Raw genomic sequence first — 13769 nt, 5'->3', positions numbered from 1 at the left:
ACGCCGTCGCCCCTCATGCTGTTGACGGGTCTTCGGAAGCATCTTCTCCGGCGAAGCGGGCCTGGATGGCCTCCCCGTGCGCGGGCAGCGCCTCCGCCTCCGCCAGCGCCACGATGCCGTCCCGCACCTCTGCGAGGGCATCGCGGTCGTACTCGATGATCTGCTGCGGGCGCAGGAAGGTCGCGGCCGACAGCCCGGCCGCGTACCGCGCCTGTCCCCCGGTGGGCAGCACGTGGTTGCTGCCGGCCAGGTAGTCGCCGAGGCTCACAGGCGAGAACGGTCCGACGAAGATGGCGCCGGCGTGGACGAAGAGCTCCGGCTTCGGGTCGCGAAGGTGCAGTTCGAGGTGCTCGGGCGCGTAGGCGTTGCTGAACGCCGCCGCGCCGGCGAGGTCGTCCACGAGGACGATCGCGGACTGCGGGCCGCTCAGCGCCGCCTGCACCCGCTCCCGGTGACGGGTACGCGCAGCGAGCGCGGCCACCGCATCCGCCACCGCTGCCGCCAGTGCGGGAGATTCGGTGACGAGGACGGCCGAGGCCTGTTCGTCGTGCTCGGCCTGGCTCACGAGGTCGGCCGCCACCAGCACGGCGTCGGCGCTGTCGTCCGCGACGACGAGGATCTCGGTGGCGCCGGCTTCCGCGTCTGTCCCGACGCGACCGGCGACGGCGCGCTTGGCCGACGCGACGAAGTTGTTGCCCGGCCCGGTGACCACGTCGACCGGTTCCAGCCCGAGTGAGTCGACGCCGTATGCGAAGGCGCCGATCGCCCCCGCGCCCCCCATGGCATAGACCTCACTGACGCCGAGAAGGTGAGCGGCAGCCAGGATCACGGGGTGCACACGCCCGCCGAACTCACGCTGCGGAGGGGACGCGAGGGCCACCTCGACGACGCCGGCGACCTGCGCGGGCACGACGTTCATCACGACGCTCGAGGGATACGCGGCTTTGCCTCCGGGCACGTAGACGCCCACCCGCCGCACCGGTTGCCACCGCTGCGTCACGCGCGCCCCGGGGCCGAGCTCCGTCGTCACGGGCGCCGGGACCTGCGCAGCAGAGGCCCGTCGTACGCGCCGGATGGCTTCCTCCAGCGCGGCGCGCACATCGGGGGCGAGGGATGCGACGGCTTCTTCGAGGTGTGCGGGCGGCACCCGCACCTCGTGTCCGCTGACGGCGTCGAACCGCTCAGCCTGCTCGCGCAGCGCCGCCTCGCCCCGCTCGGCGACGTCGGCGACGATCGCGGCGGCGATCGTCAAAGCTTCGTCGCGTGCCGCGGCGGCACGTGGCACGGAGGCCAGCAGCTCGGCCGGGCTGAGCGTCCGGCCGCGCAGATCGATGGTGCGGAGCATCCATCCAGGCTACCGGCACGGGAACGCGCCCCGTCCCCGGTAGCCCGAGCCCGGGTCAGCCCCGGGTGACGCCGCTCACGTCGTGGAGGTAGCCGATGCGGCCGTCCTCGTGACGGACCACGAAGACCTCGCCGCGGTCTTCGATGACCAGCGCCCATGCGGTGGGGCCGATCCGGAAGAGTGGAGAGCCGTAGTCATCCACCACGTCGCGCTCCACGGGCACAAGTGCCCAGAAGGCCTGCTGCGCGGGCGCGGCGTGCGCGGCGGAGGCCACGGTGTCATCGGCCGCCGCCCATTCCTGGGTCTCCGGCTCGTGCTCTGCAGGCTCGTGCTCTGCAGGCTCGGGGTCGTCTCGCAGGGGGGCGAAGACATCGGTGTCGAAGGCCCCGGTGTTCGACACGGGCACTGCCGCCACCGGCGCGGAGGTGCCCGCGCCGCGGGCGTACGACCCCGTGTCGTACGAATTCGGCGGGTAGGTGCCGGCGTCGTGGGAACCCGTGCTGGAGGCGCCCGTCTCGTCGGAGCGCGAGTCGGAGGCCGCATCGTGGGAGGGGCCGCCCTGGAAGGCGTCGCCATCCACCGGCGTAGGCGCCGGAGCGGGGGCGCGACGCTCACGGGCAGGGCGCGGCACCACGGCACGGACAGGACGGGCGTTGCGATGCGCGGGGATCTCGGGTCGATCCTGGAAGTCCTGCTCGAGCACGGGGATGATCGGCGCGAAGACCGTGAGCACCACACCGGCGAGCATGAGGATGACCTCGACCCACACCACCCACGAGCGGGTCCAGAAACCGGTCTCGATGACGATGGCGACGTTGTCCCACAGCGACGAGAGCCACACCAGTGCGGCCACCGAGAACGCCACGGAGGCGAACTGGTCGATGCCGAGCGATCCGAATCGGCGGATACCCTGCGGCGAGAGCCGGCGCAGCACCAGCAGGAACACGGCGATCGTGGGAAGCCCGATCGTGAGGATCCACGACAGACCCGATACCCAGACGTTCGCGCCACCGAAGAGCGGGCGCGCGTTGCCGCCGACGATGTTCAGGGGGAAGAAGGACACGATGAAGGCCACGAGCCAGACGGCCGTCAGGGCCACCTCGCGGATGGAGAACGGGCCCACACCGTACTGGGGTGGAGTCTCGCGCTCGGCGGGAACCGCCGCATCCTCCGCCGCGACGGGTGCCGCCTCGGAGGCCGGGGCGCGGGCGATGGTCGTGTCGTCAAGTTCAGCGTCAGTCACGATGTTCCTCTCCAGGGGGGCGGAGACGATCCTACCCACGGTGGTCGGCGCGGCCCAGGAGGCGTCGCCGCTTGACAGTACTTGTGAAATCAGGCTCGACTTGTGAAATCAGGCTCGACTTGTGAAATCAGGCTCGCACCTGTGAAGGAGGGATGGCTCAGCCCAGACAGTTCGGGCCGAGCAGCCCCTTGAGTTCGCCGTACAGGTCAGCGGTCACCCGCACGGGCAGCGGCACTTCGAACACCTTCGCCGTCCCGGCCTTGTGCAGCTTCAGTGTGACCTCGGTATCGCCGCGGTGGCGGCGCAGCACCTCGGCCAGATCGTTGACCAGGTCTTCGCTGGCGCGCTGCTCGGCCATCAGGAGCACGAGCGGGCCCGACTCGTCCAGGGAGCCGAGATCCGGCGAGAACGCCGATTGCGCGTGCAGGTTCAGACCATCATCGCGCCGCGACACCCGGCCGCGGACCACGAGGATCGCATCGGCTTGGAGAACGGGCGAGAACTCCTGGTAGGTCTTCCCCATGAACATCACGGTGACCTCGCCGTTGAAGTCTTCGACGGTGATCATGCCGTACGGGTTGCCGCTCTGCTTGGCGACGCGATGCTGGACACTTGTGATCAGCCCCGCGATGGTGACCTGGTCGCCGTCCTGCACCTCTTCGGACGAGAGCAGGTCATGGATGCTGGTGGACGCATGCTTGGCGAGGGGCACCTCGAGCCCGGCCAGCGGATGATCGGACACGTAGAGGCCGAGCATCTCGCGTTCGAAGGCGAGCTTGTCCTTCTTCGTCCACTCGGGGCGATCGGGCACCTTCGCCGGCATGATCTCCTCCGCCTCGTCGTAAAGACTGTCGAAGTCGAAGCCGATGGCGCCGGTGGCCGCCTTTCGCTTTGTCTCCACCGCCGCCTCCGTCGCATCCTCGTGGATCTCGAGAAGGGCGCGCCGGGTTGCACCGAGAGAGTCGAACGCGCCCGCCTTGATGAGCGATTCCACGGTGCGCTTGTTGGCGACGTGCAGAGGCACCTTCGTGAGGAAGTCGTGGAAGCTGACGAAGTTGTCGTCGGCTCGGGAGGCCACGATCCCCTCCACCACGTTGGAGCCGACATTGCGCACGGCTCCGAGACCGAAGCGGATGTCGTCGCCGACGGCCGCGAAGTAGCGGATGGACTCGTTCACGTCGGGCGGAAGAACCCGGATTCCCATGCGGCGGCACTCGTTCAGGTAGACCGCCATCTTGTCCTTGGAGTCGCCCACGCTGGTCAGCAACGCGGCCATGTACTCGGCGGGGTAGTGCGACTTGAGGTACGCGGTCCAGTAGGACACGAGCCCGTAAGCGGCCGAGTGCGCCTTGTTGAAGGCGTAGTCGGAGAACGGAAGGAGGATGTCCCACAGCGCCTTGATCGCGGCCTCGCCGAACCCGCGCGCGACCATTCCGCCGTGGAACCCCTCGTACTGCTTGTCCAGCTCGGACTTCTTCTTCTTACCCATCGCGCGACGAAGGATGTCTGCTTGACCGAGCGAGAAGCCCGCGACCCGCTGGGCGATCGCCATGACCTGCTCCTGATAGATGATCAGGCCGTAGGTGGTGTCGAGGATGTCTCTGAGGGGCTCTTCGAGCTCGGGGTGGATCGGGGTGATCTCCTGCTGGCCGTTCTTGCGCAGCGCGTAGTTGATGTGCGAGTTCGCGCCCATCGGACCCGGGCGGTACAGGGCGATGACAGCCGAGATGTCTTCGAAGTTGTCGGGCTTCATCAGACGCAGGAGCGAGCGCATCGGCCCACCATCGAGTTGGAACACGCCGAGGGTGTCTCCCCGGGAGAGCAGATCGTAGGAGTGCTGGTCATCGAGAGTGAGGTCTTCGAGGACGAGCTTCTCGCCACGGTTGGCTTCGATGTTGTCGACGGCGTCGTTGATGATGGTGAGGTTGCGGAGCCCCAGGAAGTCCATCTTGATCAGGCCGAGGGCCTCGCACGCGGGATAGTCGAACTGCGTGACGATCTGGCCGTCCTGCTCCCGGCGCATGATCGGGATGATGTCGACGAGCGGCTCGCTGGACATGATCACGCCCGCGGCGTGGACACCCCACTGACGCTTGAGGTTCTCCAGCCCCACCGCCGTGTCGAACACCGTCTTGGCCTCGGTGTCGGTCTCGATGAGGGTGCGGAACTCCGCTGCTTCCTTGAAGCGCGGGTGCTCCTTGTCGAACATGCCGTCCAGCGGCATGTCCTTGCCCATCACGGCGGGGGGCATGGCCTTGGTGAGCCTCTCCCCCATGCTGAACGGGAAGCCGAGGACGCGGCCGGCGTCCTTCAGGGCCTGCTTGGCCTTGATGGTGCCGTAGGTCACGATCTGCGCGACGCGCGCGTCGCCGTACTTCTCGGTGACGTACTGGATGACCTCGCCCCGGCGACGGTCGTCGAAGTCGACGTCGAAGTCGGGCATCGAGACGCGATCGGGGTTGAGGAATCGCTCGAAGATGAGGCCGTGCTTGAGCGGGTCGAGATCGGTGATGCGCATGGCGTAGGCCGCCATCGACCCCGCGCCCGAGCCGCGGCCGGGACCGACGCGGATGCCGTGGTCCTTCGCCCAGTTGATGAAGTCGGCGACGACGAGGAAGTAGCCGGGGAAGCCCATCTGGGTGATGACGCCGGTCTCGTACTCGGCCTGCTTGCGCACCTCCGCGGGGATGCCCTCGGGGTAGCGGAACTCGAGCCCCTTCTCCACCTCCTTGATGAACCACGAATCCTCGGTTTCGCCGGCGGGGACGGGGAAGCGCGGCATGTAGTTCGCGGAGGTGTTGAACTCGACGTCGCAGCGTTCGGCGATCAGCAGGGTGCTGTCGCACGCCTCCGGATGATCGCGGAAGATCTGGCGCATCTCCGCGGGCGACTTCACGTAGTAGCCGTCGCCGTCGAACTTGAACCGCTTGGGATCATCCAGGGTCGAGCCCGACTGCACGCACAGCAGCGCCGCGTGGCTCGTGGCGTCGTGCTGATGTGTGTAGTGCAGGTCGTTGGTCCCGACGAGGGGGATGCTGAGGTCTTTCGCGATCTTGATCAGGTCGCCCATGACCCGGCGCTCGATCGAGAGACCGTGGTCCATGATCTCGGCGAAGTAGTTGTCCTTGCCGAAGATGTCCTGGAACTCCGCTGCGGCCGCACGGGCCGCGTCGTACTGACCGAGCCGCAGGCGCGTCTGCACCTCGCCCGACGGGCAGCCGGTCGTGGCGATGAGGCCCGTGGAGTAGGTCTGGAGCAGCTCCCGGTCCATGCGGGGCTTGAAGTAGTACCCCTCGATGGACGCCCTGCTGGAGAGCCGGAAGAGGTTGTGCATGCCCTCGGTGGTCTCCGACAGCAGGGTCATGTGCGTGTAGGCACCGGAACCCGACACGTCGTCGCCGCTCTGCTCGGGGGTGCCCCACCGCACGCGCGCCTTGTCGGCACGGTGGGTTCCGGGCGTCACGTACGCCTCGATACCGATGATCGGCTTGATGCCGGCATCCTTCGCCGTCTTGTAGAACTCGTACGCCGCGAAGGTGTTGCCGTGGTCGGTCACCGCGATCGCGGGCATCCCCTGACGGACGGCCTCCTGCACCATCGGAGCGATGCGCGCGGCGCCGTCCAACATCGAATACTCGCTGTGCACATGCAGATGAACGAAGGAGTCGGATGCCACGGGTCGAGTCTACGAACCCCCCACCGACACTCCGGCCGTCGCCGAGGTCGTTCCGGGTGCGGCCGGGCGGAATCGGTTCTCCCTCATGTAGAAGGTGAAGGTTCGGCCGGGGTGCGAGCCGGCTGCTCGCCGGCGGGGGCTCCGCCTAGGGTGGATTCATGGCCACGCCCGAGTTCGTCCTGTCGCTGCGCGAGAAGATCGGACACGCGCCGCTTCCGCTGGTGGGAGTCACCGCGATCGTCTTCCGTGACGAGAAGGTGCTGCTGGGTAAGCGCGCCGACAACGGCCAGTGGCAGGCGGTCTCGGGCATCGTCGATCCCGGCGAGGAGCCCGCGGATGCCGCCGTCCGCGAGTGCTCGGAGGAGGCCGGGATCGTCGTCCGCGCGACGCGCCTCGCGCTCGTCCAGCAGGTGCCGCGCATCACCTACGCCAACGGCGACCAGGTCGACTACCTCGATCTGGTCTTCCGCTGCGACTGGGTCTCGGGTGACCCGCATCCCGCCGACGGCGAGTTGACAGAGGTCGGCTTCTACGGACTCGGAGAGCTCACGGACGTCGCTCCCGAGCACGTCCGCAAGATCGCGCTGGCCGTCGCCGAAGACGACCCCGCGTCCTTCGCCGGTGGCCGCTAGAGCGTCCGACGCATCAGCACCCGCGGGAACCCGGCCAGGCGCGAACCGGTGACGGCGGCCTCGCGGAATCCCGCTCTCTCGAACAGCGCCTTCGTGCCGACGTAGGCCATCGTGAGATCGACCTTCCGGCCTTCGTTGTCGACCGGATAGCCCTCGATGGCGGGCGCGCCATGGTCGCGAGCGAAGGCGACCGCCCCCGCCAGCAGGGCGTGGGAGATTCCGCGCCCGCGGTGACCTGGCCGCACCCGGATGCACCACACCGCCCATACCGGGAGGTCATCGACGTGCGGGATCAGCCGCGAGGTCGCGAAGGTCGTGTCGGCGCGCGGCGCGACGGCGGCCCACCCGACCACCTCGCCCCCGTCGTAGGCGAGCACCCCGGGTGCCACATCACGCGCGCAGAGCTCTCGCACGTACTCGCCGCGCGCCGGCCCGGCCAGCTCGCGGTTCAGCCGGCCCGGGATGCGGTAGCTCAGGCACCAGCACACGTTCGCGTCGGGGCGCTTCGGGCCGAGGAGGATCGCGGCGTCCTCGAACGATGTCGCGGGCCGGACCTTGATCGTCATGCCCGCAGTGTCGCATTCTCCTCCGACACCGCGCTCACCGAGGTCGGAGCATCCCGCGTCGGTCGGAGGATTCGCGCGATATCGTCCGACCTACGTGTGATTCTCCGACCGGGCGAAGGGGGCAGACGCGTCAGTCGGCGCGGAGGATGTCGAGTGCGTGCTGAAGGTCAGCCGGGTACTCCGAAGTAAAGGTCGACCACTCCCCCGTCGCGGGGTGGGCGAACGACAGCTGCCGCGCGTGCAGCCACTGCCGGGTGAGGCCCAGCCGGGCCGAGAGCGTGGGGTCGGCGCCGTACAGCGGGTCGCCCACGCATGGGTGCCGGTGCGCGGCCATGTGCACGCGAATCTGATGCGTCCGACCGGTCTCCAGGTGGATCTCCAGCAGCGACGCGCCCGGGAAGGCTTCGATCGTCTCGTAGTGCGTGACGGAGTCCTTGCCGGTGGGCGTGACGGCGAACTTCCATGAGTGCGTGGGATGACGCCCGATCGGCGCGTCGATGGTGCCGGCGAGGGGGTCCGGGTGGCCCTGCACGACCGCATGGTAGATCTTCTCCACCTCGCGCTCCTTGAAGGCGCGCTTGAGGGCCGTGTAGGCGCGTTCGCTCTTCGCGACGACCATGAGCCCGCTCGTGCCGACGTCTAGGCGATGAACGATTCCGCGCCGCTCGGCGGCGCCGCTCGTGGCAACACGGAAACCGCCCGCCGCCAGCGCGCCGAGCACCGTGGGACCCTCCCATCCCATCGAGGGATGCGCCGCGACACCGGCGGGCTTGTCGACCACGACGATGTCGTCGTCGTCATACACGATTCCGAGGCCGGGCACCTCGACGGGGATGATCTCCGGCTCCCGCTTCGGCGTCCACGAAACGGTCAGCCACCCGCCGCCGTGCAGCCGGTCGGATTTGGACACGACGCGCCCGTCCAGTTCCACGCCGCCCGCATCGGCGACGTCGGCGGCGAACGTTCGGGAGAATCCGAGCATCTTCGCTAGCGCTGCATCCACCCGCGTGCCGTCGAGCCCGTCGGGGACGGGCAGGGTGCGCGACTCGGTCATTCGCGTGGAGGGGTGCCGGGAGAGGTGTGGTTGGGGTCGGCGGGCGATCCGGTGCGATCGGGGTCGGTGACCGCGTCAGGCCCGCCGGGCGCGTCGGGGCCGCCTGTGGCATCGGGCCCGTCGGTGGCATCCGTGGCGTCGGTGGCGTCGGTGGCGTTCGCCGAGGCAGCCCGCGTCTCGCGCGTGCCGTCCAGGCGCAAGCCGATGAGCACGAGCAGAGCGACCGAGATCATCATCGTGACGATGAAGATGTCGGCGACGTTGTAGATCGCCGGCATCATCCACGGGGTGGAGATGAAATCCACCACATGCCCGACTGGGAACCCGGGCTGGCGCAGCAGCCGGTCGGTGAGGTTTCCGAGGACACCGCCCAGGAGAAGCCCGAGGACGACCGCCCACGCGCGGGAGGTCACCCGCGTGACCGCGAGCCAGACGATCGCGACCGCGACCGCAGCCAGCGCCAGTGTGAACACCCAGGTGACGCCCTGGCCCAGCGAGAACGCGGCGCCCGGGTTGCGGACGAGGTAGAACTGCAGGAACTCGCCGAGGATCGCGACCGGCTCTTCGGGTGGCAGGTTCGCTATCGCGAGGAACTTCGTGAACTGGTCGGCGGCCAGCACCGTCACCGCGAGGATCGCGATGAGGATGCCGGCCGCCGCCTGATGCAGGGGTGCTCGGCTGCGCACCGAGCGGGCCTAGAGCCCGATCGCCGAGACCGGGGTGGATCCCGACGGCGTGGCGGTCGTGTCGAGGTCGCGGAGCTTGCCCTCGATGTAGCTGCGCAGCTGCGCGCGGTAGTCACGCTCGAACGCGTTCAGATCGGCGATCCGGGCCTCAAGCGCAGCGCGCTCCTTCTCGAGGCGTGCGATCTCGTCGCGACCCTTGGCCTCGGCGTCGGCGACGATCGCTGCGGCGCGCGCCTGCGCCTCGGAGATGAGCTGGTCGCGCTGCGCCTTGCCCTCGGCGACGTGCTCGTCGTGGAGGCGCTGGGCGAGCTCGATGATGCCCGCCGACGTGGAAGCGGGGTCGGCGGAGGCAGCGGGAGCCGCAACAGCCGGGGCGGGGGCGGGGACCTCGGTCACAACGGGCTCGGAAGGAGCCTCGGCGCGCGCCTCGGGAGCCGGCTGCTCACCGGATTCGTATGCGGCGAGCTTGGCCTTCAGTTCCTCGTTCTCGGCGAGGGCCTTGCGCCACTCGACGACGATTTCGTCGAGGAAATCGTCCACCTCGTCCGGGTCGAAGCCCTCTTTGAATCGGACGTGCTGGAACTGTTTGGTGACGACGTCATCGGGGGTCAATGCCATGGTGGTTCCTCTTTCGAGAGCTGGTCGCGGGCCGCGGTTCGGACGGCGCTCCGGGCCGTGTTGCTTCGAGCAAGCATAGTCGGAGGCTCCGAGGGCTGTCGAAGCCTTGCGCTCGAGCCGAGAGCTCGTCAGCCGTTGGCGATGGAGCGTGTGACTCCGAGCAGAAGGAAGCACAAGAGCATGGTCAACGCGAACGCGAAGTCGATGGCGACCGGACCCACCCGCAGGGGCGGGATGAAGCGCCGGAAGAGCTTGATCGGCGGATCCGTGACGGTGTAAACGACCTCAGCGGCGATCAACGCCCCACCCCGCGGCCGCCAGGACCGGTTGAACATCGGGATGTACTCGAGCACGAGACGCACGAGAAGCACGATCACGTACAGGAAGAGCAGCGTGTTGACGACGGTGGCGACGAGGCGGAGCACGTCCACGATCGGTTACGGCTGTGCGAAAGCGACGGACTCGGAGTCCGCCTGCGCGAGGGCACCATCGCCGGACACGGCGATGTTCTCCGGAGAGAGCAGGAACACCTTGCTGGTGACCCGCTCGATCCGTCCGTACAGACCCATCGACAGGCCGCTGGCGAAGTCGATCAGACGGCGCGCGTCGGCGTCGCTCATCTGCGACAGGTTGATGATGACCGGAACGCCCTCACGGAAGTTCTCGGCGATCAGCTGCGCGTCGCGGTACTGCTTGGGGTGCACCGTCAGGATCTCGCTGATCGGGCCCGGGACGGGCTGACGCACCGCCACGGGGCGGTGGATCGGCGTTACCGGTGCAGCCTTCTCGACGGCTTGCGGCTTGCGGCTTGTAGGCTGCGCGGCCGGCTCGTCGAAGGCTTCCTCCTCGTCAGCGAGGCCCAGGTACACCATGGTCTTCTTGAGCGGGTTCGACATCGCATCCTCCGTTCGATCGTCTGTTTCGAGGCTAGCCGCGCACAGGCCTCGGGCCCGTGATTGCCGAGCCGATCCGCAGGTGTGTCGCGCCCATCGCGATCGCCTGCGGAAAATCTCCGGTCATTCCGGCCGAGATCCACTCGGCGTCCGGGGCGACCCGGCGTACATCGTCCGCTGCCGCCCGGAGGCGCGTGAAGGCGCGCTCCGGCTCCTCGTCCAGTGGCGCGACCGCCATGACGCCGCGCAGCCGCAGCGACGGCAGCGACGCGACGTGCTCGGCCAGACGAAGGACGGCGCCTGGCTCCACCCCGCCGCGCGCCGGATCGTCGGTCAGGTTGACCTGCACGAGCACATCCAGCACGTCGGGCCGTTCGGGGGCCGCAGCATCCAGCGCGTCGGCCAGTCGCTCGCGATCGACCGAGTGCACCGCCGAGGCGACGGAGCGGATGGCACGGGCCTTGTTCGTCTGGGCCTGGCCGATGAAATGCCAGCGCAGGTCGTCCAGCGCGGAGAGTTCGCCGGCTTTGGCCGAGAGCTCCTGCTGCCGGTTCTCCCCCACGTCACGCACCCCGAGCTCGTACAGGTCGCTCACGAGGGAGGCCGGGTGGAACTTGGTCACGACGATGCGGGTGATTCCGGCCGGATCGCGGCCGGCTCCGCGTGCGGATGCGGCGATCCGCTCATCGACGGCGGCCAGACGGTCAGCCAGTTCGCTGTCCACGATTCCTCCCGGAAATGCTGCGGCGGGCCCGGGGCATGCCGGGCCCGCCGCAACTGATGAGGACTCCTACTTCAGGAAGTCGGGGATGTCCAGGTCGTCGTCGCCGAACGCCGAGTCGTAGGCGGGCTCGGGAACCCGGGCCGCGACCGGCACGGACTCCCGTACGCGCTCCTGCTCCGCGACCGGCGCCGAGGGCGTGGCCTCCTCAGCGGGCAGCGGCAGCGGCGGGAGAACCGGCGTGGCCGGCCGCTGGGCCGCACCCACCGCATCCAGTCGCAGCGACGGCTCGCCACCGTCGAAGCCCGCCGCGATGACGGTGACCCGCACCTCGTCGCCGAGCGTGTCGTCGATGACCGTTCCGAAGATGATGTTGGCCTCGGGGTGCGCGGCCTCCTTCACCAGCTGCGCGGCGTCGTTGATCTCGAAGATGCCGAGGTTCGACCCGCCCTGGACCGACAGCAGGACGCCATGGGCGCCCTCGATCGACGCCTCCAGCAGCGGAGATTCCACCGCGAGCTCCGCAGCCTTGATCGCCCGGTCGGCGCCGCGCGCCGAACCGATGCCCATGAGCGCGGAACCCGCTCCCTGCATGACCGACTTCACGTCGGCGAAGTCGAGGTTGATGAGGCCAGGGGTGGTGATCAGGTCGGTGATGCCCTGCACACCGGCCAGGAGAACCTGGTCGGCCGTGGCGAACGCCTCGATCATCGAGATGCCGCGGTCGCTGATCTCCAGGAGTCGGTCGTTCGGCACCACGATGAGGGTGTCGACTTCTTCCTTGAGCTTCGAAACTCCGGTCTCGGCCTGCTGCTGGCGGCGACGGCCCTCGAAGGAGAAGGGCTTCGTGACGACACCGATGGTCAGTGCGCCGATCGACTTGGCGATACGCGCGACGACCGGGGCGCCACCGGTGCCCGTGCCGCCGCCCTCACCGGCGGTGACGAACACCATGTCGGCGCCCGCCAGTGCTTCTTCGATGTCTTCCGCGTGGTCCTCTGCGGCGCGACGCCCCACCTCGGGGTCGGCGCCAGCACCCAGGCCGCGCGTCAATTCACGTCCGACGTCGAGCTTGACGTCCGCGTCGCTCATGAGCAGTGCCTGGGCGTCGGTGTTGATCGCAATGAACTCCACGCCGCGCAGGCCGAGCTCGATCATGCGGTTGACGGCGTTGACGCCACCACCGCCGACTCCCACGACCTTGATCACGGCGAGGTAGTTCTGGTTCTGGCTCATGCCGGCCTCCATATCCCGAACCTTAAACCTCATCTAGAGGGTTAAAGAATTGCTGGGTATGCAATTCCTGATTCCGAACGTAGGTGGCGGATGCGGCGGCGGCCGGACCGGCGCGGCGTGTCGCGACATCCCCGGCAGAACGGGTCAGCGCAAGACGATCGCGGAGGGCGAAGAGACGTCGTAGAGGCTCGTCCGATCGGGCGGGTTGGACCGCATCACCGTGTCGAGGGTGAGCGCCTTCAGCGCGGAGCGCTCGGCGCTCCCCCACACGACGGTCGTTCCCGTCTCCCCGAGCGTCAGGGTCACATCGTCGGCGGTGGAGGCAGACACCGCGGTCACCCGCGACCGGATGGCGTCGGGCAGTGCGCGCATCACCGTTCCGGCCGCGCGGAAAGCTGCCGAACCGACGCCACCGGTGATCGACAGGCTCGGCTGGCCGGGCGGGGGCGTTGGAGTCGTCGAGAGAGCGACGCCCGCAGCATCCACCACCGTGTACCCCGCGGCGGATTCGAGCACCCCCACCGGAGTGCGTTCAACGATGCGGACGACGAGGTCGTGCGGCGGCCGCGCCTCCAGCGTGTACGACTCCACCAGCGGGAAGCGCACCAGCGCGGCCTTCACCGCGCTGTCATCCACCAGCGGGAGCGGTGTGCCGATCTGGTCTCCCAGCGCGTCGGCTACGGCACCTGCATCCAGCGCACTCGTTCCGGCGACCTCGATGCGCTCGACCGCGAACAGCGGGCTGTACGCGGCTCCCACGGTGCCGAGCACGAGCAGCGCCACCGCCGATGCGGCCCCGATCCACACCATGCGCCGACGTCGCTGGCGAACCGTGAAGCGGCGCACCTCGGCGCGCAGTGCGCGTCGGCGGGCGCGGGAGGCGCGCCACACGTCGCGCAGGCCGAGGCGTCCGGACAGGGCGGGCTCCGTCGCAGATGCAGTGTCGCGCCGGGGAACGCCGGGTGCAGGTCGCTCCTCCCCGGGCAGAAGCGGGATGATCGGGGCGTTCGCCTGGTCAGCCGGGACGTCCGGGCCGGCGCCGCGAGGAGTGGGGCGCGATCCCGCAGGCGGCGGCGGCAGGGGGCTGGGCCGGCGCATC

At 69.0% G+C, this 13769-nt stretch carries 13 protein-coding genes; 1 reads left to right on the top strand and 12 read right to left on the bottom strand.

Features of this window, described 5'->3' with window-relative positions:
- Positions 1-13 precede the first annotated feature (13 nt).
- The 3 genes from hisD to dnaE all read right to left on the bottom strand — a co-directional run bounded on the left by hisD (position 14) and on the right by dnaE (position 6216).
- Complete coding sequence (gene hisD, locus AC4FS2_RS04445) at positions 14-1345, bottom strand: histidinol dehydrogenase (protein WP_491153251.1); 1332 nt, start codon at positions 1343-1345, stop codon at positions 14-16.
- A gap of 55 nt (positions 1346-1400) precedes the next feature.
- On the bottom strand, positions 1401-2588 hold the full coding sequence (locus AC4FS2_RS04440) for a hypothetical protein (protein WP_491153252.1): 1188 nt from the start codon (positions 2586-2588) through the stop codon (positions 1401-1403).
- A gap of 157 nt (positions 2589-2745) precedes the next feature.
- On the bottom strand, positions 2746-6216 hold the full coding sequence (gene dnaE, locus AC4FS2_RS04435; protein WP_491155646.1) for a DNA polymerase III subunit alpha: 3471 nt from the start codon (positions 6214-6216) through the stop codon (positions 2746-2748).
- A 206-nt stretch (positions 6217-6422) separates the two neighbouring features.
- Between dnaE and AC4FS2_RS04430 the strand changes: the two genes are divergently transcribed.
- Positions 6423-6896 carry an NUDIX hydrolase gene (locus AC4FS2_RS04430; RefSeq protein ID WP_491153253.1) on the top strand — a complete coding sequence of 158 codons (474 nt, stop codon included), beginning with the start codon at positions 6423-6425 and terminating at the stop codon, positions 6894-6896.
- Here AC4FS2_RS04430 and AC4FS2_RS04425 read toward each other — a convergent pair.
- The 9 genes from AC4FS2_RS04425 to AC4FS2_RS04385 all read right to left on the bottom strand — a co-directional run bounded on the left by AC4FS2_RS04425 (position 6893) and on the right by AC4FS2_RS04385 (position 13768).
- Positions 6893-7462 carry a GNAT family N-acetyltransferase gene (locus tag AC4FS2_RS04425; RefSeq protein ID WP_491153254.1) on the bottom strand — a complete coding sequence of 190 codons (570 nt, stop codon included), beginning with the start codon at positions 7460-7462 and terminating at the stop codon, positions 6893-6895. The genes AC4FS2_RS04430 and AC4FS2_RS04425 overlap by 4 nt on opposite strands.
- 130 nt (positions 7463-7592) lie before the next feature.
- Positions 7593-8516: an RluA family pseudouridine synthase gene (locus AC4FS2_RS04420; RefSeq protein ID WP_491153255.1), complete on the bottom strand. Its 924-nt coding sequence runs from the start codon at positions 8514-8516 to the stop codon at positions 7593-7595.
- Positions 8513-9202 carry a signal peptidase II gene (lspA, locus tag AC4FS2_RS04415; RefSeq protein WP_491153256.1) on the bottom strand — a complete coding sequence of 230 codons (690 nt, stop codon included), beginning with the start codon at positions 9200-9202 and terminating at the stop codon, positions 8513-8515. The genes AC4FS2_RS04420 and lspA overlap by 4 nt, the downstream gene beginning before the upstream one ends.
- Positions 9203-9211: 9 nt before the next feature.
- On the bottom strand, positions 9212-9820 hold the full coding sequence (locus tag AC4FS2_RS04410) for a DivIVA domain-containing protein (RefSeq protein WP_491153257.1): 609 nt from the start codon (positions 9818-9820) through the stop codon (positions 9212-9214).
- 128 nt (positions 9821-9948) lie between these two features.
- Complete coding sequence (locus AC4FS2_RS04405) at positions 9949-10251, bottom strand: YggT family protein (protein WP_491153258.1); 303 nt, start codon at positions 10249-10251, stop codon at positions 9949-9951.
- A 6-nt stretch (positions 10252-10257) separates the two neighbouring features.
- Entirely contained in the window at positions 10258-10716 is a 459-nt protein-coding gene (locus AC4FS2_RS04400; protein ID WP_491153259.1) for a cell division protein SepF, read from the bottom strand.
- Positions 10717-10747: 31 nt separating this feature from the next.
- Complete coding sequence (locus tag AC4FS2_RS04395) at positions 10748-11437, bottom strand: YggS family pyridoxal phosphate-dependent enzyme (RefSeq protein WP_491153260.1); 690 nt, start codon at positions 11435-11437, stop codon at positions 10748-10750.
- Between the two features lie 66 nt (positions 11438-11503).
- Complete coding sequence (gene ftsZ / locus AC4FS2_RS04390) at positions 11504-12670, bottom strand: cell division protein FtsZ (protein ID WP_491153261.1); 1167 nt, start codon at positions 12668-12670, stop codon at positions 11504-11506.
- A 144-nt stretch (positions 12671-12814) separates the two neighbouring features.
- A complete protein-coding gene (locus AC4FS2_RS04385; RefSeq protein WP_491155647.1) occupies positions 12815-13768 on the bottom strand; it encodes an FtsQ-type POTRA domain-containing protein in 954 nt (317 codons plus the stop codon).
- Position 13769 lies beyond the last annotated feature (1 nt).

The organism is Microbacterium sp. Z10_103, assembly GCF_058310455.1.
Note: the sequence above shows the minus strand (reverse complement) of the source record. Positions and strands in the feature narration are given on the sequence as shown.